This window comes from Hymenobacter amundsenii (assembly GCF_002204745.1).
Classification (GTDB): Bacteria; Bacteroidota; Bacteroidia; order Cytophagales; family Hymenobacteraceae; genus Hymenobacter; species Hymenobacter amundsenii.
Genome location: NZ_NIRR01000054.1, coordinates 1 through 19,230, shown reverse-complemented (window position 1 = coordinate 19,230; position 19,230 = coordinate 1). Strand labels below are relative to the sequence as shown.

Annotated in this window: 16 protein-coding genes; 7 read left to right on the top strand and 9 right to left on the bottom strand. The window is 51.1% G+C overall.

The window, feature by feature from the left end:
* The first annotated feature begins 388 nt into the window (after positions 1-388).
* The 5 genes from CDA63_RS18735 to CDA63_RS18710 all read left to right on the top strand — a co-directional run bounded on the left by CDA63_RS18735 (position 389) and on the right by CDA63_RS18710 (position 3,694).
* The gene (locus CDA63_RS18735; protein ID WP_126546953.1) at positions 389-715 is read left to right on the top strand and encodes a hypothetical protein; all 327 of its coding nucleotides are present in this window, start codon (positions 389-391) and stop codon (positions 713-715) included.
* A 555-nt stretch (positions 716-1,270) separates the two neighbouring features.
* Positions 1,271-1,720 (top strand): helix-turn-helix domain-containing protein, encoded by a 450-nt coding sequence (locus tag CDA63_RS18725; RefSeq protein ID WP_088465987.1) that lies wholly within the window; start codon positions 1,271-1,273, stop codon positions 1,718-1,720.
* Entirely contained in the window at positions 1,717-2,286 is a 570-nt protein-coding gene (locus CDA63_RS18720) for a PIN domain-containing protein (RefSeq protein ID WP_088465986.1), read from the top strand. The genes CDA63_RS18725 and CDA63_RS18720 overlap by 4 nt, the downstream gene beginning before the upstream one ends.
* A gap of 55 nt (positions 2,287-2,341) precedes the next feature.
* Positions 2,342-2,875, top strand: coding sequence for a hypothetical protein (locus tag CDA63_RS18715; RefSeq protein ID WP_088465985.1), 534 nt, complete (start codon positions 2,342-2,344; stop codon positions 2,873-2,875).
* Positions 2,876-3,055: 180 nt separating this feature from the next.
* Entirely contained in the window at positions 3,056-3,694 is a 639-nt protein-coding gene (locus CDA63_RS18710; protein ID WP_088465984.1) for a recombinase family protein, read from the top strand.
* Positions 3,695-3,725: 31 nt separating this feature from the next.
* Here CDA63_RS18710 and CDA63_RS18705 read toward each other — a convergent pair whose 3' ends face one another.
* The 9 genes from CDA63_RS18705 to CDA63_RS18665 all read right to left on the bottom strand — a co-directional run bounded on the left by CDA63_RS18705 (position 3,726) and on the right by CDA63_RS18665 (position 17,681).
* Entirely contained in the window at positions 3,726-3,899 is a 174-nt protein-coding gene (locus CDA63_RS18705; protein WP_088465983.1) for an IS1096 element passenger TnpR family protein, read from the bottom strand.
* A gap of 127 nt (positions 3,900-4,026) precedes the next feature.
* Complete coding sequence (locus tag CDA63_RS18700) at positions 4,027-5,538, bottom strand: T9SS type B sorting domain-containing protein (protein WP_088465982.1); 1,512 nt, start codon at positions 5,536-5,538, stop codon at positions 4,027-4,029.
* Positions 5,538-6,233 (bottom strand): hypothetical protein, encoded by a 696-nt coding sequence (locus CDA63_RS18695; RefSeq protein WP_088465981.1) that lies wholly within the window; start codon positions 6,231-6,233, stop codon positions 5,538-5,540. The genes CDA63_RS18700 and CDA63_RS18695 overlap by 1 nt, the downstream gene beginning before the upstream one ends.
* Positions 6,234-6,370: 137 nt before the next feature.
* Positions 6,371-6,811, bottom strand: a complete 441-nt coding sequence (locus tag CDA63_RS18690; RefSeq protein ID WP_088465980.1) for a hypothetical protein — start codon at positions 6,809-6,811, stop codon at positions 6,371-6,373.
* 179 nt (positions 6,812-6,990) lie between these two features.
* Positions 6,991-9,375 carry a M4 family metallopeptidase gene (locus CDA63_RS18685; RefSeq protein ID WP_165768390.1) on the bottom strand — a complete coding sequence of 795 codons (2,385 nt, stop codon included), beginning with the start codon at positions 9,373-9,375 and terminating at the stop codon, positions 6,991-6,993.
* A 1,147-nt stretch (positions 9,376-10,522) separates the two neighbouring features.
* Positions 10,523-11,233 carry a GIN domain-containing protein gene (locus CDA63_RS18680; RefSeq protein ID WP_088465978.1) on the bottom strand — a complete coding sequence of 237 codons (711 nt, stop codon included), beginning with the start codon at positions 11,231-11,233 and terminating at the stop codon, positions 10,523-10,525.
* Positions 11,234-11,269: 36 nt separating this feature from the next.
* Positions 11,270-13,462 (bottom strand): peptidase domain-containing ABC transporter, encoded by a 2,193-nt coding sequence (locus CDA63_RS18675; RefSeq protein WP_088465977.1) that lies wholly within the window; start codon positions 13,460-13,462, stop codon positions 11,270-11,272.
* On the bottom strand, positions 13,425-14,753 hold the full coding sequence (locus tag CDA63_RS18670) for a radical SAM/SPASM domain-containing protein (protein WP_088465976.1): 1,329 nt from the start codon (positions 14,751-14,753) through the stop codon (positions 13,425-13,427). Before CDA63_RS18670 ends, CDA63_RS18675 begins: the two co-directional genes overlap by 38 nt.
* 450 nt (positions 14,754-15,203) lie before the next feature.
* Positions 15,204-17,681, bottom strand: coding sequence for an outer membrane beta-barrel protein (locus CDA63_RS18665; RefSeq protein WP_088465975.1), 2,478 nt, complete (start codon positions 17,679-17,681; stop codon positions 15,204-15,206).
* 234 nt (positions 17,682-17,915) lie between these two features.
* On the opposite strand from CDA63_RS18665, the gene CDA63_RS18660 reads away from it, so the two are divergent.
* Together CDA63_RS18660 and CDA63_RS18655 are read left to right on the top strand one after the other, a co-directional pair.
* Positions 17,916-18,188 (top strand): helix-turn-helix domain-containing protein, encoded by a 273-nt coding sequence (locus CDA63_RS18660; RefSeq protein ID WP_242434750.1) that lies wholly within the window; start codon positions 17,916-17,918, stop codon positions 18,186-18,188.
* 130 nt (positions 18,189-18,318) lie between these two features.
* Positions 18,319-18,843, top strand: coding sequence for a transposase (locus CDA63_RS18655; protein WP_126546951.1), 525 nt, complete (start codon positions 18,319-18,321; stop codon positions 18,841-18,843).
* The last annotated feature ends 387 nt before the right edge of the window (positions 18,844-19,230 follow it).

Sequence of the window (19,230 nt, the reverse complement as noted above, 5' to 3'; positions counted from 1 at the left end):
CGCGGCCTGGGTCGAGCGGCTCTCGCCCGCCAGACGCAGCGCCTCAGCGCGGAAGGCGGCATCATAACGCCGACGTTTAGGAGGTTGGGGGCTGTCCTTCATGACATTCGAAAGATAAGACCCTATTCTGTCCACATTTACCCGACCACCTCAGAAAGCCTTCATATCGCTTTACAAATGGTCGTTTATAAAGCGTTATGAGCGTTAGGCAGCCTGGTTAAATCACCGTTTTTGTGAACGGTATGGGAGTTTTCTAGGGTGACCGTAATTTAGGGCGATGAGGTACCAGTTTGGTTTGCTTTGGCTACTGCTAACTTTTGTGGGGTGTGGCCCTGCCTCGCCCGAGGCCCCATTGCTGGGGCATTGGCGGTTCGAACACCAACACCAAGTGCACTATCGCCCGGACGGCACCGTGCTGGAGGCAAGTACGCAACGACCGCCGCAGGCCCAGTACCGTTCCTTGGACATTACGGCCCGCGCGCTGATTTATCACCACGTGCTCGAAGACCGGTCTTTTCCCGGCGATAGCACCTACACCGTTACCCGCTCTTATACCCGCCAAGACAGCACACTGTGGGTCGTGCCGGTCCCCGGAATAGAAGCCGGCCCGGTGTCTATCCACCGCTTAACGGACCAGCACCTGACATTGCGTGTAACGCAAGAGCGCGTACCTGGGGCACCTTACAGCGTGTGGGACCTATCCTTTAAACGGTAGAAGCACAAGCCAAAGTCACGGCTGAATCTCCCATAACGCTCCTTATTTTAAACAACGGACGTTCACCGCCGGACCCTTTTGCTGGACACTACAGAACACAGCCTAATTCTACTAGGTACTTCCTAGCGGCGTTTTCTGCGTTGGTTCTGGCGGCTGCTCCCCCAATACAGCTCTTGTCATAATTGTTGGAGCTGTCAATCTGTACTTCGTTGACGTCCTGCATGTCGTAGACGCACCACCACCACCGCTTTTTGTTCATCCATTCGGCCCGCAGCAACAAGCCGGCCCAATCCGCCGAACAATCGTCTAAGAGGTCGCCTCGCCAAGTAATAGGCGCTTGCGCGAGGACTTGTCGCTCATCTTTTGTCATGTCTGTTGAAGAGTGTCTGGGTGTTCAAGAACGACAAGTTAAGGGCAGTGCAGACGCTCCTTTGCCTGAACAGGCCTCGTTTACCTTCCGCCCTTTTCATAGATGTATCATTCACTAATTGACCGGTTTGGGAAATCTTTGTTTCGTTTATTTCGTTTAGCTTTGTGAACGCTAATCGACCTGTTATGGAAGCTATTCTCGAGAAACCATCCCTACGGGACCAAAAAGTGGCGGGTGCCTCGCTCGCCCCTTTTGCCCAAGCCATCAAGAAAAGGCGCTCGGAAGCAGTCACCATTCGGCTGCAGGAAAGTGAGGTAGCCATTGCCATCCCCCGCAAGGCGTTAGAATTACTGGAGTTTATCCTCTCCAGTATGGCCCAGGGCAAGGCCTTGTCGTTGATTCCCTCCGATTCGGAACTCAGCACCCAGCAAGCGGCCGACATGCTCAACGTCTCCCGCCCGCACCTGGTCAAGCTCGTGGAACACGGCGCCCTGCCGTTTAAAAAAGTGGGGAGCCACCGCCGGATTCAACTGGCCGACTTGCTCGCCTACGAAGCCCGCCAAGCGGCCCACCAGGCCCAGCACCTGCACTTTCTGGCCCAACAAGCCCAAGAGCTTAACCTGGGCTACGAATGATTCATTCGGCCCGGTTCGTTGCCGTCTTGGACGCCTGTGTGCTCTATCCCGCGCCGATCCGGGACTTGTTGCTGCACTTGGCCGCGGCACACCTCTACACGCCGAAGTGGACGTCGACCATACACGCCGAATGGATTCGGAACCTGCTGCTCAACCGACCCGACCTGCGCGCTGACCAACTGGAGAAGACCAAGGCCGCTATGTGCGCAGCCTTTCCCGACGCGGAAGTGGTGCACTTTGAGCCCCTCATCGAAGGGCTCACGTTGCCCGACGCGGACGACCGGCATTTGCTGGCCGCTGCCATTCGGTGCCAGGCTGACGTGATTGTCACAGCTAACTTGAAGGATTTCCCGGCCGCGGCTCTCCGCCCGTACGACGTGGAAGCCCAGCACCCGGATGCCTTCGTGGCTAATCTGATCGACCTGAACCCCGAAAAAGCGGTGGAAGCCTTTCTGCTGCTGGTCGCCCGACTGAAAAACCCGCCCCGCACCGCCCATCAGATTCTGGACAACCTCCGAAAGGTGGAAATGAGGTCTATAGCTGACAAGCTGAGTAATCTGCTGTAGTGGCTATTATTGGGACCGTTTGCCTGAACTTGTTAGTGCACTTACTTTGCCCCTGATGAGCAGGAAGGATTATGTTGCCTACGCGGTGTTTTCGATGGTGGCCATGTGCTGCTTTTTTGCCGGTAAGGAAGCCTTGGGCTTCTTTGGCAGCGTGTTCGGCGGGACGCTGGGCATGTTCGCCGGGATGGCCGCCATGCGGCTGGTTGCCCGCCGTTCCCCGCGGTTTGGCGTGTACGCGTTGGGCCTCGTAACCGTGGTGGGGTTGTCGGCTCTCTACGGCCTGGTGCGCTTATCGGACCGCGCCGTTACCGTGGCCAACCTCAAGGGCCGGTGGGTGGCCAGTGACCACGGACGACCCGTTTCGTTGGAAATCGGGGATTCGACCGCGGTGCTGGACCTGGCGATGCTGCTCAAGCCCTTACGTTTCGGCGTGGTCCTGAAACAAGACAGCTTGCTGATGACCAGTCCAACAAATATCAAACTCGCGTGGCGGGTCTATACCTTGACCAAGACAAGAATGAACGTCGGTGCCGACAGCAAGGACGAAGAGAACGACATCGTGCTGGATTTCCAGCGGGAGGATGAATAAGAACGCAGTCGCATTGAGCTGCAGGTGGACAAGTTTTCGCTCCTTTCAGCAAACGCAGCGTTTACGTTCGGACCGTTATCCCTAACCAATTATGATAGCGTTAACGTACGTGTAAAGGTATCGATTTTCGATACCTTTACGGGGCGCATTTACCTTATCGCTAACCTGCCCGTTTTGCCCATGATTTTCGGCTACGTCCGCGTCTCGACCAGCACCCAATCGGCCGAAAGCCAGAAAAGCCTTATTGCTCGCTACGTGGTCGAGCACCGCTGGGCCCTGGACGAGTGGATTGAAGTCGAGATGTCCTCCCGCCGGACCGCCGGGCAGCGCCGCCTACCCGAACTGCTGGCCAAGGTCGCCGCCGGCGATACCGTCATCGTTTCCGAGCTCTCGCGCCTGGGCCGCTCGCTGCGCGAAGTGCTGGGCCTGATTGAAGAGTTGATTCACCAGAAGCGGTGCCGGCTGATTTTGGTCAAGCAGGGCCTGGACTTGGACCCGCAGAACCACCGCGACATGACCCACAAAATTCTGCTCACGATTTTCGCTATGCTGGCCGAGCTAGAGCGGGACTTCGTTTCTAAGCGCACGAAAGAGGGCCTACGCTCCCGGCGCGAGCAGGGTATCGTGCTGGGCAAGCCCAAGGGTGTGGTGCAGCCGTCAATGTATGATGCTGACCGCGAGCGCATCCTGCACCTGCACGCGCTGGGCGTGCCACTGGCTACCATCGTCGACGTGCACCTCAAATACGGCAAGTATCTCTCCCTGAAGAACTACCTGGCCAAGCTTCAGCGGCTTCCGATCCGAAATGCCACTGCTTAACCGGTCGAGTCGGAGGTTTTACCCTATTTGTTTAACAACACCCTACTATCTGGAAGACGTGATGCAACTCGGCCAACGTCGTATCGCCCCGCACCAATACGCGCCGGCAAATCTGCGGGCTGATGCCGACCAGGTGAATCTTGAGTTGGTAGACCGCCGCCAGACGGTTATCGCCGGCAGAAGGCGGTGTAACGGGAGGGGGCATGGCGGTCACCGACGAAGAGGGGCTACCAAGTTAAGCCAGAAAGTGATTTAACCTGACTGCCCCACACTTTTTGATGCTCTCCGTGAACAGATGCTGTGCCACGTAGCAAGAAGGCCTCCCTGTTCGTTCATCGCATCACTTCCACCCAACCTTTCAACTGGCGACGGCTACCCGGCTGTTGCAGCCAATAATAGTACACGCCGTTAGCCAAGCCTACTGCGTCCCACTCCTGGCGGTAGTAGTGGGTGGTGTACACTGACTGCCCCCAACGGTTGAAAACAGTGAGCGACCAAGCGTCGGGGCCGAGCCCGACGATTTCGAACCGGTCGTTGCGCCCGTCGCCGTTGGGGGTGATGATGTTAGGCACGAAGACTTGTTCGCGGCAGTCGTAGAGCCGCACTCGGATGGAGTCGGTGGCGCTGCACACCGGCGTCGACACAGTCACCCAGTAGGTGCCCGTGTGCGGGGGCACGAATGTGGCCTGGGTGGAACCGTCCTGCCAGTGGTAGCGCACCCCCGGCAAGGTAGCGTCCAGCATAAAGGGTCGCTCTGGGGTCTGGCACAAGGCCGTATCCGCACCCAGGTGGATGGCCGGCGGCGTGAGGTAGACGACGCGGATGGAATCGCGCTGGCTGCATCCGGCGGCGCTCGTCGCTTCCAGCCAGTAGGTCGCTGGGGCGGTCACCGTTAAGGACGCCGCCTTGGAGCCGTCCGACCATCGGTAGCGGGTGCCCAGTGCACCCGCCGTGCGGGGCCGCAGGGTCAGCTGCTGCCCCAGGCATAGTACCGTGTCGGGGCCCAAGTATACCGGCGGCAGCGGCAGGGTTATTAACCGCAGCGAGTCGCGGGCGGTGCAGCCGGCAGTGCTGGTCACGTCCACCCAATACCAGCCCGGCTGCTGGGCCCACAGCGTCGCGGCCGTGGAGCCGTCCTGCCAGCGGTAGGTGGCAGCAGGGGTGGACGCGTTCAGGACCACGGCTTGGCCGGGGCACAAGGCCGTGTCACGCCCCAGGTATACGACCGGGCGCGGCAGTACATCGACGTAGCGGCGCAGCACCGCGGGCGGAGCGCCCGGCAAATACAGTGTGAGCGTGACCAAGTACCGGCCCGGGGCCCCGTAGACGTGGACCGGGTCCGAGGCTGTTGAGGCATTACGTCCCCCGGTAGCCGGGTCACCGAAATTCCAGCGCACCGAGTCGGCGCCGTAAACAGTGGGAAATGTGAAGCTAACGGGACTGCCCTGGCAGGTGCCGCGCACCGTAAAATGCCACAGGTCGCGCTGCATAAAGGAGGGCAAGCCCACCGCCGACCGGCGGCCGTTCAGCCCCACGCCTTGGGGTACGTAGGCGCATGCCACGCCCAGCCGGTTGGGCTCCGTAATCACACCCAGGGCCTGCGCTGTGGTGTTAGAAAGCGCCGCGTAAATGCGTCCGTCCGGGCCGAGTTGCAAGGCGCCGGGGGTGCTGCCGGTTTGCCCTAGTCCTGCGGGATTAGGCAGGGGGACAGCCGAGGCGGCCACGTTGGCGGCAGTCAAATCGTACTGAAAAATCACCCCGAAAAATGGGTCGCTTATGTACAGGCGCGTGCCGTCGGGCGAAAATTCTAGGCCGTAGCTGGCGATGCGCGCCGGGGGCAGCACTACCGGGTTGGTGATGCGGCCGCTGGAGGGGTCAAAATCAGCAACTCGATGCTGGACACGCCTTGGATTTGCTGCGGGTTGACCGTGCCAGCCGCCAGGGCGAGGCGTCGGCCGTTGGGCGAGGCCTTGAGTTGGCCAATCACCTGCTCCGCTCGGTGCACGAAGCCGTCGCGGCTGAGTACCGGCAGGCTTACCAGCCCCTGCGCGGTGAGGAGATAGGCAAAGCACACATCGGTGTCGCGCTCGTGGCCGATGACCCAGAGGTCGCGGCCGTTGGCGTGGGGCACCGCGGCCACCCGCTCGGTGGAGGAAGGGTGCAGCAGCATGTCCCGGCGAACCACCTCACCCAGGCCGCCCTGCCGGCTCATATCTACCACGGAATAGCGAAACCCGGCGCCTTGGTCCTTCTCGTCCGGCAGGAGTAGATAATAGACCAAACGGCTACCCGGCCGGGCCACCACCAAGTACTGCGAGGTGGACGTGTTGCCCCGCAGACCGGCTCCGCCCGCCATCGTTTGGTGCTGCCGATTCCAGACCGTGACGCCGTTGGTATAAAACAGCAGGTTGCCCAGGCTGTCGGCCCGGCTGCTGCAACCTTCGTCCGAATCGAGAACCCCGTTGGTCAGGGCCACGGGCGCGCCGGCCCGAAAATCCAGCCCGGCCTGCCGCCCAAAATACCACTGCGACGCTTGCATTTGGGCGTGGGTGCACCAACTAAGTGCTATCCCCATCGCTGTAAGCAGACCCCGTCGCAGCCAGCAGAGAAGATTGTGGCGCACAGTTAATAACGATTGTGCGTGGTTCGGCCGCATCGGTTCGCGAAGTCGGAGCCTTACCGGCGCTTGACCAGCAATACGACCCGTTTATCCTGTTTGGGCACTGCCTTCCTTCCAGGATAGGGCGTAACGTCTTGGAACACTATTGTGTATCGTCGTCCGTTGGCCTGCACGGCCGCTGAATCCACCTCGCTGGAGAGGCCTATTAGGCGCAGGGTCACGGGCTGTAGCGCGCCGTTTTGGTCCCGGATGCTGAGTGCCGTTTGAACAAGTCCCGGTACGGCACAAGACAGATGTGTGGGGCAGCGGGTGTCATCAACGTCGTCGACTGTAATCGTCAGTTCCGGCGCGCTTTGGTTGGGCAGCGCCGCACCTTGCTGGTAGCGCAGCGTCACGGGCTTGTTGAACGCCGCGTTCACGCGGGCCGAAAAGTCGTCGTTTTTTTTGCACCCAGCCAAGCACCACAGACTGACGATTATAATAGAGAGGAATCTCATGGAAACAAGAATTTAGTTGGAGTCTGTGATTCAGCTCCGAGTTCTTTATTGGTTTTTGGAGATAAAGGTTGCCTCGCCGACGAAAATGACAATTTGTAAAAACCGCGGGGTAAACTACGCCCGACGGCTTTTACAAATTAGCACACTGTTGGGGCAGTTTGCGTGACGGCAATTACAAGCTAATGACTGACTTGAAAGCGTTTCGCCTTCATAGTCGTTGCCGTTGCGATGGTCACAACGTAGGTACCAACGGGTAGCCTGGCCACGTCGAGGGCAACTACTCGTTGCCCAAGCATAACTTGTTGGCTGTAAAGGGTTCGACCCAGCATGTCTTTAACGCTTACGGTAGTAGGCACAACGGCCGGCACGGCTAGATCCAGGGTCATGTAGGCATCAGCCGGATTGGGGGAGATTGTGGCTTCTTGGCCGGCTGCCTCAGTACTTGCCATCCGCTGCTGAACTTGTACCTCACATGGCTGTCCCGGTGGGCAGTAGGGCGGCTGGGGGTTGCATATCTGAGTGTTCAAGGAATAATAGCGCCAAACATCAGCTGATGGATTGGGGTACGCAACGTAGACGCTGAGCGTAGCTGCCGCGGCATACGTAGGTACTTGGGTTAAAACAGCGAAGTCGACCTGACCTATTGAGGAGAAGCCGAACGCTGGATTATCGACCGACCAATTTTTAGTTGCTCCTGGGGAAGCTTGCAGCCGGTACTCCGCGTACACATTGGAGCCGTCCTCGACGCAAAACAGTGAGTTGCCGGTGATTTGAGCAGCACAATAGGGAGATGTGCTGCTGCCAACCCCTAAGGCCGCCCAGGCGTTGGTAGTGGCGATAACCTCCTCCGAGCAGGCTCCATACAGGTCGGTAGCTGCTTGAATAGCGCCGCTACGCGCGTTGGCATATGTAGCGTTCGACCCCAAATACCGGGTAAGGTTACGGTAGGCAATGCGGGCCGCCCTTTCTTCACCGATTGCGGGCACATAAAGGCCCGAACTGGGCGAGGCGCCCACCGAAAGCAAATAAAACCACCGGTTCTGAACGCCCCCATTCTGGTGCGGTTGTCCGCTGAAGCTCCACCCGGTTCCTTTGTATATCTGAGCTGGTTGCGGGAACTGTGGGTTAGAAGGACCAATATTAGCGGAAAAGGCGCGTTGGAATCCTCCTTGTGCCCCTAAAACCCAATCGTGATTGTTTGAATTATTGTAACGCTCAACCATTTCGCCAAAAATATCAGCGAATGATTCGTTCAATGCAGCTGACTCTCCGGTACCTAGATTAAAGTTGGCTGTTGATTTCGCCACGGCGTGGGTAAATTCATGCGCTACAATGTCCGTCTCGGCCAAACTTTTACCATTGGCTCCATTGTAGTGCCAGCGCCCAATCATGATGTAATCCACATCATTTTGCCTATAAAAATAGGCATTATTACGGTGCTCATTCACTACCACGCGGATGTCGCGATTAGAGTTGGAAGGTCCGTTGCGACCGAATTCGGTTTTAAAGAAATAATGAGCCGCTTGGACTGCGTAATGGGCCGAAGCGGCTGATTTCGCCTTGAAATCCCAGTTCCAATTAGAATTCAACGCATTGAATTCGCTACCACTAGCCGTTATAAAATACCCGCTGCTAAATTCGCCGGGGAGGTCGTCGCTACTACCGTCGCTGTACTTAGTGTAAATGTATCCCCCGCGGCAAAAGTCTTGGAGCTTGAAGTTATTTGAATTGCTGTCCCACCAAGTACCGACGTGTCGGTTTCCATTGTACCAGGTATCGACCTGATTGTTCTGGCAACTACCGTGGCTTACCAGGGAGCTAATCCGCAGCAATTTCCCCGTGAGCGCGTCGATATACACCGCTTCGTAGGCTACGGGGTCAACTCGCATGATTTCAAAGCGATAAGCCAAGCGGTGCACAGCGCCCTCGGCGTTACCGTCTTCAGAGGTAAGGGCGTATAAAACTTTCCCTTTGGGATAATTGGTGGCCGAAGAGTCCCGCTTATAGGTGCGCAGGTCTTGTTCCTGCCGCAGGTCCTGCCACTGGTACCGCTTGGCTGGAACACTGGACAAAGCCGTCGCGAGGGCCTTAGCCTCTGTCAAGGCCGGAACTTGCGGGGCCAGGAGCGTCTGCACCAGACGCCCGCTGGCGAAAAGCGGCTTTTCCGCTTTTCCGTAGATGCTGAAGTCCGCCCCCTCAACCGGCCAACTGCCGTGGTATTGGGTGTAGCGGTAGCGCGTAATGCCCAGTTCATCGGCCGAGGCCTCTGTTACACGCAATTCGTCCGCTGGCCCCAGTCCAAGCGATTCTTTGTACTTGCTGGCGAGCTCTTGGGGTTTCTCTTTCAGTGTTTCCTTAAAGAAAATCCAGCCATCGCTACGAACCTCCTTGGCGATTTTGCTAATCTTATCCTTTGGATAAGGAGTCTTGTCTTTGCTGTTTACGTGAAACTGAGCAGCTGCTGAACCCGAAAAAAGGGTTAATGCACCCGCTAAAGTAATAAGCCCGAAACGAGATGGTACAACTCGCCCGGTAATGTTTAACGAACGGGTAGAAATTTTCATAAGCATGTGCAACTTTTAAAATGGGAAGTAGGAGATGAGAAAAGCACAGGGTAGTATGACCCAGGACTAGTTATAAGTTCTATATTTTCCAAAACGGAGGCAGGCAAATCCTTTAAATAATTAACTATAGCATCACCAGACATATTGTTTTTCCTGCCATTCACATAAACTATAGCTGACTGTTTGCCTAGTAAATGTAAGACAGTTTGCTCGTCGGCGGCTACCAATGGTGTATGCTTTAAAATATCCCATGCATTGCTTCCAAATAGAGCCTCGTTATTAGTATCGACGATGAATCTATCAGCTTTTCTAAGAATGAGTGGCTTAGTGGCAGTGATATTAACATTAGCTAATTAATGGTTTGTTACTTCTAAATATAAATCTGGAAGCTCGAGCTTACTTGATTTAAGTAGATCAGTAGAATTGAATTTAAGGAATACTCCTTTAGAACCAAGTGATGCAGCATGTATGGGGATGATATTTAAACTCTTGCCTTCTAAAAATAATTTCCTAGGGAATCGGCATAAGTATTGGCTAATAGTGAAGAATCTTTAGGGTTTAAAAGAGAAATAGCTGCGAAATGCATAGGTTTTTTGTTGTTAATGCTATATACGTTTCCTGACAGTTGCTGACTGTGGCCACTTACTGCTAACATCAGAAATAAAATCAGTGATAAGTAGGCTTTCATTATGGAATAATTATTTTTAATAGTGACCTAAGCGTTGCTATTTATTGGCCGTACAAGGGATTTGTTACGGGATTTTGATGATCAAAATTTACAAGCGTGATGCCGTATTAGTTAGATAAAAAATTACACCTGTCCTGCAAGATTGTTGAGCAAGACATTTACTAAACCAGCGTGAAAATTAATAATATTAAGAAGTTATTATCGATACTAAATACATATCATCGGTATGATCTGAGCAATCACTACTCTACCCTACTATTTTTTTGGTAGTGCATAAACAGCACCTGAAGCCACTTTTGTTGCTGCGGTTATTCCGCTTCTGCTAAGTCAAAAAGAGGCATTTCGTGAACGCTGACTCGTCGACTGCTCTCTTGAAACTCCTCGGCCCTTTGTCGGGCCGCTAGTGCCTGGAAAATGACCGCTGCTGGCAGTTCGCCAAAAGGAGTTATAGCCAGATTCTTAAAACCTTGCCGCCCTGAGTTTCTTGCTTATCGACGAAGCGCTTCCTTTAAAGCGTATACAGGCTTTGTTAACAGCTCGAGCTTCCAATGTTTTGTGAACGTCGATGGAAATATCACTAGAACTGGAGGAGAAGGCAGCGCAAGTCTGGGTAAGCAGGTCACTGCCATTAAACTTACTGCCTTCAATAGCATGAACATCGAATTTGGTGGCACTTCCGGACATAGAAGCCTGGGCCCCACTTCGTAAACGGAAGGTTGCTGACGGTACTTCAACCTTACCCGTAAACGTCCCGCCTGCGGCCAGATTTACGTAAATGTCATCTTTAGCCTGGAACGCATTATCCAAGACGACACTGGCCCCATTCAAAGCAGTCAAGGCATTTACGCTAGGCAGGGAAATATATACCTTGAAGCGCTCCTTGGAATTGACTAAGCCCTTCCAGTTTCGATCCCCACTGTAATCGAAATACACTTTTAAAACATTATTTTGCACAACAGTTTTGATCTTGTTCCTGTAGTCAAGGGTAGAAGCCTGTACTCGGGCATCACGGGTGGGCCCTTGCAGGACATGCAACTCAATGCCATCAGTGACCTCCACTGAGCTATAATTTCCTAGTGAGCGGGAGTCAAAGTCGCTGGTAGTCGTCACCTGGCCTTGGCCAGGATTGACAATGCGCAGGCAAAAGGCTAATAATGTGAGGCTTTTCATGAGTTTTCGAAAAAAGTACGGTTAATCTATCTACAATCAATTGCCCAATGCAAGCTGATTCCTGACCAACTCAAAGTATGAGCTGCGGTTGCTAATCAACTCATCGTGGTGGCCAGCTTCAATTATGGTCCCTTTATCTAAAACAATGATTTGATCAGCGTTCTTGACCGTGCTTAGTCGATGAGCAATGATGACAACAGTCTTGCCGTGCAGGAATTCTGTTAGGTTTTGCATTATTTTACTCTCGTTGTTGGCATCAAGTGAACTTGTTGCCTCATCAAAAAATAAAAAATCAGGGTTTTTGTACACTGCCCTGGCTATTAGTATTCTTTGCTTCTGGCCCCCGCTTAAATCAATTCCGGATTTGCCGATTTTGGTGTTGATTCCCATCGGCAGACTGCCAATAAACTCACCAATGCAAGCAGTCTCGATAGCTTTATTGAGCCTGAGCAGGTCGCAAACTTCATCAGCTAAAGCTATATTTTCAGAAATGGTACCGCTAAAAATATAGCCATCTTGCATTACAACACCACATCTTCCGCGCCAATCATTCACGTTGATCTCGCTAAGCTTGTGATTGTCGATGTATACGTCGCCCTTCTGCGGGTAGTAAAATCCAAGGAGTATTTTCAGCAGAGTGGTTTTGCCGCTTCCACTAGTTCCTACAACTGCAGTTGTTTTCCCTTTAGGTATACAAATTGAAAGATTGTTAAGTACAAACTTATTATAGCTTCCTTCATATTTAAAGCTCATGGAGTCTATGCAAAAACCACTAACCATGTCACTAGGAAGTGGTTGACTAACGATATTTTCATCGCTTTTGTGTTGTATTTCATGCATTCTGTCAAACGACAGCTTGGCGTCCTGGGCGCTCCGGATGAAATCAACTATCTGATCTACAGGCCTAGCCAACTGACCAATAATATAGCTAACGCTCATCATGACCCCGATGGTTATTTTGTTGTTGATTACGAAATACGCGCACAGGGCAATGATCAGGAGGTCCTTAACCTTATTGAAAAAGGTAACCCCAAAAATCTGGTAGTAGTTGAGGTTCAGCGCATTCAAAATGACAGCGTTCAACTTCTCCTGGGTTGCCTGCCATCGGTTTAATTTTGCTGACTGGGCGTTATTAAGTTTAATCTCCGGCATTCCAGAAATCATCTCATATATGTTGCTTTTGTTTTCCGCAAGGATGGAAAACCTTGAGTAGTCCAGTATTTTTCTTTTTTCAAGAAAAAGCATGGTCCAGCCGATAGAAACAACCGTAAAAACAAGAAAAATCAAAAATAATATTGCATTATAATACAATATTATTAGAGAGAATGCCACTAGGTTAAGTACTGCAATTGAGAAGCTAAGAAGCTTGTACGTAAGAAATCCCTGCAGTCGGTCTTGATCTTCTACCCTTTGAATTAAATCCGTGTTCAATTTTATGTCAAAGAAGCTAATGGGCAGTTTTATTAGCTTGAATAAGAAATCATGTAAGAATTTCAAGCCCAGATTAAAACTGATGTTCATCAGAAACTTCGAACTGTAAAAGTCGGAAACGCTGTTGCCTACGAATAAGCACAATTGGGCAAACAGTATTATGAGTACTATGTCCAGTTTCTTAGGCGTAACCCCCAAGTCCATGATTGCCTGCAACAGGAAAGGCATTACCCAGCCCGTGGCCATTGCTAACATGAACAGGAAGAATGCGATAGCAAATTTCCCCTTGAACTTTCCTACGGCATCCCGGCCGAACTTGAGGACTTCGGCATAGTTAGAATCACTGTGCTCCTTGCTAGGCTGAAATTCTCCGAATTTATTGGAGGGATGAAGGATGAGGACAAAGCCTTTTGGCTCATTCTTGCACCATTCTTTCTGGAAGAGCTCTTGAGTCAGTTGGATTTTGCCGTAAGCAGGATCGGCAATATTGTACACCGGCCCTGCTTTGTCCTGGGTGATGGAATAAAGGACGACGTAGTGCTCCTGCCGCCAAAATAAAACAGCTGGTAAGGGCACACCCTCCAGCTGCTCTACCGTTGCTTTAACTGGTGAGGCATCCAGCCCAGTCTTTTTAGCACCGTTAATGATGTCATGCAGCGTTATCCCCAGTCTGGTAATGTTACATAAACTTTTCAGCTCGCTCAAAGAATATCGATGCCCTAAATGGGCCAGTACCATCTGCAAGCAGGCAGGACCACAATCAACAGATTCGAGCTGGGGATAGAATTTGAAGCTCATAGAGAAAGGGTCTGTTCAAATTTACTAATGATGATCTTGTCTTTCTCTTTTTCATCAAAGGAGTGGACACAGTAATCATCCTTCCCCAAGTGATCCAACGCATGTTGCTGCAGCCACCGTTGCACAAAGGCATAATGCGGCAGCTTAAGCAGGGCTTGTTGTTGAATTTAGCATTTAAGCGTCTAATTTGGGAGTCATTTTCCCAAACAATTTCGCCACTATCGGCAATGTACCCTTCCCGTGAATTGGTTGTGAAGTCTCTGGCGGTACATTTAAAAATATCACCGTTGTAATTAATCGTTGCGCTATTCTTCTTGTCGGCGTAGCACGAGCTAACTACATTATTAGGTGCATAGTGAGAGTTTACGGCAAAACCTGCCTCACGGAAGGCATTGAAAACGGTTTGCGACATGTTAAGGTGGTCATCGCCTTTGTCCTGCCATACTCTATGGAAGTCCACCAGTAGGTATTGCCTTTGCTCAGGAGAAACATCATTTATATCATTGATGATGTTCTGACACTTCTTGAGGTTACTCAAAGTGTAATTGATGCGCATTGTGACCATAATACCATGGCGCAGCAATAGCTTGATATTGCTCATTATCTCTTTATACGAACCCTTTGATTTCGATACATATCGAATCAAGTCGTGGTCCTCCTCGCAGCCATCGAGGGTGATCTGGAGATTGTTGACATTGTACAAGGCAAATTGCTCAGCCATGCGCTCCTGAATCAGATAGCCATTGGTAGTAAAGCCTATGTTGCCGTGGATACCGGCTTCAGCACAGGTCTTACTAAAATGCTTCATGATAGGAAGTACGATATCATCGAAGTACAACAAGGGTTCGCCTCCAAACCAGGATAGTGTGAAATACCTAAGCGATTCTGCCTGTGCTGTTTGGCTGATGAACAAGTTAGTTCGACGAATGATGTCTTCGCTCATCCGTGAGTTCTTGATGTGGGTCTCGTAGCAATACCAGCATTTGAAGTTGCAGTTCATCGTAGGGTTGATGGTCAACTTGTAATTTGACTCGTTCATGTCAACCGCTTTACTGATTTCTCTGATCTTCTCCACCTCATCTTCGTCCACAGGAACGAGGTATTTGCCATCCTTTAGGGCCTGGTAGAAAGGAGGGTGGACCTGCTCTAGGTTATTGAGGCCTTCTTGCTGTGCTGCCACCAACAAGTCCTTCAGCAAGGCAACAATGACCAGATATTTATTGGTGAAAGAGTTAAAGAGTAGGTATTTATCCTTGTATGGAACAATCGAATTAAATTGGCTGTACTTCATGTTGGTGCGTTTTAAGATTGATTGGTTATTAAGGGGATAGAAATACGCTGTATCCCTATCCCCTTCCTGCCTGGTCCTTTACCACCAAAGAGGTATAGTTATTTTATTCAAACCGAGGTAGGTTCATAAGCCCAAGCCATTATACAAGTGTATTCTGACCTGCTAAGCAACCTTTATCCGCCGCAGCCAGAGATGCAGTTGCCACCATTGCAGTTATTAGTGGTTTCGGTGCACCCAACCCAATTGTGCCCACTCGGAGCCTCTAACTCCTGGCCAGTTACGCTGGCAAAGCCGCCAATGAGCATGCCGTAGTGGTCTTCGGTAACGGGCTCTAAAGACGCCATTACTTTTGTCAAATGTTCTGATTTAGTTTTCATACGTGTTAACTATTATTTTTGCCCCTACTCTTTTCTGGCTTTTCGGGTAACGCCAACTGGTGATCAGGCAGTTTCAATTATTTCCCGTTCTATTTCTAATTTCAGAATTAGATCCGTTTCTCTTTTTGTTTGCTTGGACTTTATCGTTCCCAAATTCATAGCTTATACTGGCTTGAATTGAGCGGTTGTCGTAATAATTGTCGAACTTATTCTGCGTAAACTGATAATCTAAGATGGCATTATTAATATTAGATCGTAGGACGTCAGTCACATACAGTGACATTGCAAATGACTTAACGGACTTTCTTGCTCCAATATCTATATTGTAGTATGCTTTCCGTTCCCCTAATGGAATATTTTGTCTAGAATTGAATGAGCAAGCAACAAAACCAAACAGTTGTTTTTTTGAGGATAAAGTTACTTTATTATTCAGGTTTATCTGAGCAAACAGCGAAGAGTTATTAATGGTATTGTTGGCAACGCTCCCATTGTAGCTAACTCTACCAATAACTCCAGTGGCTGATACGGCCAGTAACTTCCGTAGAAGATTTATGTTGACGTTTGCTGCCAGCGCCATCTGTGTAGCACTGCCATAATTGATATACTTATAGTTGATCTGGCCCGGATTTTCACGAGGCGAAAGCAGGAACTGGGAAAACTCTGAAGTGGAATAGCTATGATTGGCAATGAAAGTATACTTACTACGTAATACGTAGGTGATTTCATTCTTAAATACTTGCGAAGGCCTTAACAAGGGATTGCCTTCGGTAAATATTAGGGGTGTTTGATAAAATCTGAAAGGATTTACTTGCCCAAAGCTTGGGCGGTTGATCCTGCTGGTTAAGCTATAGGCTAGCTGGTCAGTTTTGTTTATTGAATAACCAAGGTATAAACTAGGAAATATATTAGTATATATATTATTAAATATATGTGTATTCGTAAACTGATTGCCTTTAATTACAGAGCGCTCCACCCGAACCCCTACTTTGGTTTCTATTTTAGGGCTTAACGTCTTACTGATCGATACATAACCAGCGTTAACTAATTCGTCGTATTTAAAGTAGTTACTCCTGCTCAGATCTTTAACTTCAGTGTTATCCTTCGTGATAAGCCCAAAATATAGGTCGTTATCAGTAGCAGTATTATACACCCTCACGCCAAGATCTACTTTCGTGGTCTTTTTTATCAGACGGGAGTAGTCTAGGGCCAAGGTGTAGTTGTTTATCTTTTGGGGTAAGCTGGATACATGGTTGTCCCTGGTTACTCCTGGTTTGTCAACCAAAGTGGTGATATTGACTTGATTAAATTTCTGCAGATAATCTAAAAAGTCTACTGAAATATCTAGTGACTCTCCGGGGGTATTGGTTTCTATGTGGTAATTTGTGCTAACGTTGATAGAGTGCCCTTGCTGTTTTCTGCCACTAACAGATTGAAGAGACGAATCAACTCGTCCGGTAAATATATTTTTATAGACGCTATTAGTTGTGAATACCAAATCCTGCTGATTCAGGCCGAAGTCGACGAGGATTCCTAGGATTTGTTTTTTACTTATGCTGTATTCGGCGTTTAAATTGAAGCCGTGGAAGTTCTTAGGTTCAACTCTTGAAGTGTTATTCTCATTGTAGGCTCCAAAGCCATCTTTGTAAATGATGCTGGAGTTTTCTGAAAATTTCTGTCTTATTCTGTTTCCGTAAATACTGGCATTCAATCCAAGGCGGTTTTTTCTGTAATTAAGGTTGCCATTCAGCCGTTGTGTATTGTAAGTAGCTTGAACGTCTGAGAAGGTAGCCCTTCCCTGAAATCCATCGGTTATTTTCTTTTTGAGTACTAAATTTATGATTCCTCCATTGCCGGATGCATCATAGTTGCTGCCCGGACTAGTAATAAGCTCTATATTATCCAGAGCTGCCGCGGGCAAGCTTTTCAGGTAGTTAATCAGCCCATCGCCTGAGAGGTTATTCTTTCTGCCATTTACATAAACAATGGCCGATTGTCTGCCCATCAAGTTGAGGCCAGCTTGTTCATCGGCTGTAACCAAAGGAGTATTCTTGAGAATATCCCATACATTATTGCCGGTAATAGCCCCAGTGTTGGTGTCTATAACAAACCGATCAGATTTTCTAATAATTAATGGTTTGTCAGCAGTGATAGCCACGTTAGCTAACTGGTGGCTAGTTGTTTCCAGGTATATATCCGGTACAATGAACTGGGTCGTAACGAGAAGTTCTGCGACCTTTATTATAGTGAATTTGTCCCTGGACCCCAGGGATGCTGCGTGCACTATAATCGCTTCCTGATGTATTCCATTTAGCTGGTATCTCCCAAGCGAATCAGTGTAGCTTGATGCAATAAGGGTGGAGTCTTTGAGATTAAGCAGGGCTATGGACGCAAATGGAATGGGTTGCTTTGTGGAAAGTGAAAGCACGTGGCCCTTTATCTGTTGAGCAAAGCAGTTGGCACCCTGGATTAAAAGAAGTACAACTACTAAGATTGGCCTCATTTGTTGGGAAATAGGTATACCTATTTCCCTCTGTCTTCTGGATAGGTACATAAAGGAGGAATGGTTTAGGAGCAAAGTGGCTGTTTTCAAGTAAAAAGTTGGATGGAATGACACTTGCTATGGAGCCGTATAGTAAGGCGAAGCTACGATGGCATCGGGGCGTAGAAGAAGCACACTGTGTATCATTTTGTGTCAATAATAATTTCAATATTAATTATAATTATTATGCTATAGCAGATTCGTGAACAGTTCGTCCTAGCTATGGGTTGCTGCGTAGAGTAGAACATGAAACCATATTCGCTTGATTTGCGCAGCCGCGTGGCGGCGGCCTGCCGCGAGCCGGGCGCAAGCAAAGCGGCCGTGGCACAGCGTTTTGGCGTGAGCTACTCATTTGTCAAAGACTTGGTAAGGCGCGAGGCGGCCACCGGCTCGCTGGCGCCCAAGCCCGCCACGGGCGGCCGTGCCCGCTACCTGGATGCGGCGGCGCAAGCCTGGCTGGTGATGTATGTCGGCCAGCACCCGGATGTGACGTTGGCCGAGTTGAATCAGGCTTGGTAAGCCCAGAGCGGGCGGCCCGTGGGCCAGACCTGCATTTAGCAGGTGCTGGACGAGCAGCGGCTGCGGCGTAAAAAAAGCCCGCACGCGGCCGAGCGTGACCGAGCAGACGTGCTGGTAGCCCGGCGCGCACGTGGAAACGGTCTGTACGCGCCCGGACGTGGCCTGCTTTCACTTCCTGGATGAGACAGGGCTGCACCTAGACTACGCCCGCACCCACGGCCGGGCAGTAGGCGGCCGGCGGGTTCGGGGCGCACGGCCCCTGAAGCGTGGCCCGGCCCGCACGCTCATTGGCACGTTATCGGTGCGCGGCCTGGGCGCCGTGCAACTGCTGGACGGGGCGCTGACCAAACGCCTCTTCGCCTTTTACGTGGCCCGCTGCCTGACGCCAACCTTGCGACGCGGCGATATGCTGGTACTGGACAACTTACCGGTCCACCACCTGAGCGGAGGACTGCGCGAGTGGCTCGCTAAACGCGGGGTAGAGGTGGTCTTTTTGCCGCCCTACTCGCCTGATTTCTCACCCATCGAGCAGGCTTTGGAGCAAGCTCAAAACCAAGTTGCGGACCGCTGCCGCCCGCACGCTGGCGGAACTGGAAGCAGTCCTGCGCGAGGCCCTGGACTGGATCACCAGCTAGGACGCACGCAACTGGTTTGACCACTGTGGGTATCACACCCAGCCAGCAAAATGAGCGGATGACCCGTTCACGAATCCGCTCCTTATTCTAAACTCTGGAATTCCGCTACCTTTGTGGCGGCCTATGCTGAGGCCCTCTTCTCGCGCGCACTTCCTGCGGCTGCTCCCCGGCGCGCGTCCCTTTCTTTCCTGGTAAACCAGACCCCCGTGAATACAGTCTATTTTACGGATCGTAGCGGCGTGGAGCAGCCCGCGCTACAGTCCCTGCTCGCCTTCGAGCACCACCCTACCATCGGCCAGATCGCCGTCTTGAGGTGGTCTAGCTAAGCCGGACACAATTGGGACGTTGTTTGAAGATGGGTTTCAAAGTGATTGGGCGATTGATAGCCGAGGGCAGAATGCCGGCGT

Excerpts from the sequence above, each read along its gene's own strand:
- CDA63_RS18725 (WP_088465987.1), top strand. The coding sequence starts at position 1,271 with ATGGAAGCTATTCTCGAGAAACCATCCCTACGGGACCAAAAAGTGGCG.
- CDA63_RS18720 (WP_088465986.1), top strand. The coding sequence starts at position 1,717 with ATGATTCATTCGGCCCGGTTCGTTGCCGTCTTGGACGCCTGTGTGCTC.
- CDA63_RS18715 (WP_088465985.1), top strand. The coding sequence starts at position 2,342 with ATGAGCAGGAAGGATTATGTTGCCTACGCGGTGTTTTCGATGGTGGCC.
- CDA63_RS18710 (WP_088465984.1), top strand. The coding sequence starts at position 3,056 with ATGATTTTCGGCTACGTCCGCGTCTCGACCAGCACCCAATCGGCCGAA.
- CDA63_RS18705 (WP_088465983.1), bottom strand. The coding sequence starts at position 3,899 with ATGCCCCCTCCCGTTACACCGCCTTCTGCCGGCGATAACCGTCTGGCG.
- CDA63_RS18695 (WP_088465981.1), bottom strand. The coding sequence starts at position 6,233 with ATGCAAGCGTCGCAGTGGTATTTTGGGCGGCAGGCCGGGCTGGATTTT.
- CDA63_RS18690 (WP_088465980.1), bottom strand. The coding sequence starts at position 6,811 with ATGAGATTCCTCTCTATTATAATCGTCAGTCTGTGGTGCTTGGCTGGG.
- CDA63_RS18685 (WP_165768390.1), bottom strand. The coding sequence starts at position 9,375 with ATGAAAATTTCTACCCGTTCGTTAAACATTACCGGGCGAGTTGTACCA.
- CDA63_RS18680 (WP_088465978.1), bottom strand. The coding sequence starts at position 11,233 with ATGAAAAGCCTCACATTATTAGCCTTTTGCCTGCGCATTGTCAATCCT.
- CDA63_RS18675 (WP_088465977.1), bottom strand. The coding sequence starts at position 13,462 with ATGAGCTTCAAATTCTATCCCCAGCTCGAATCTGTTGATTGTGGTCCT.
- CDA63_RS18670 (WP_088465976.1), bottom strand. The coding sequence starts at position 14,753 with ATGAAGTACAGCCAATTTAATTCGATTGTTCCATACAAGGATAAATAC.
- CDA63_RS18665 (WP_088465975.1), bottom strand. The coding sequence starts at position 17,681 with ATGTACCTATCCAGAAGACAGAGGGAAATAGGTATACCTATTTCCCAA.
- CDA63_RS18660 (WP_242434750.1), top strand. The coding sequence starts at position 17,916 with ATGAAACCATATTCGCTTGATTTGCGCAGCCGCGTGGCGGCGGCCTGC.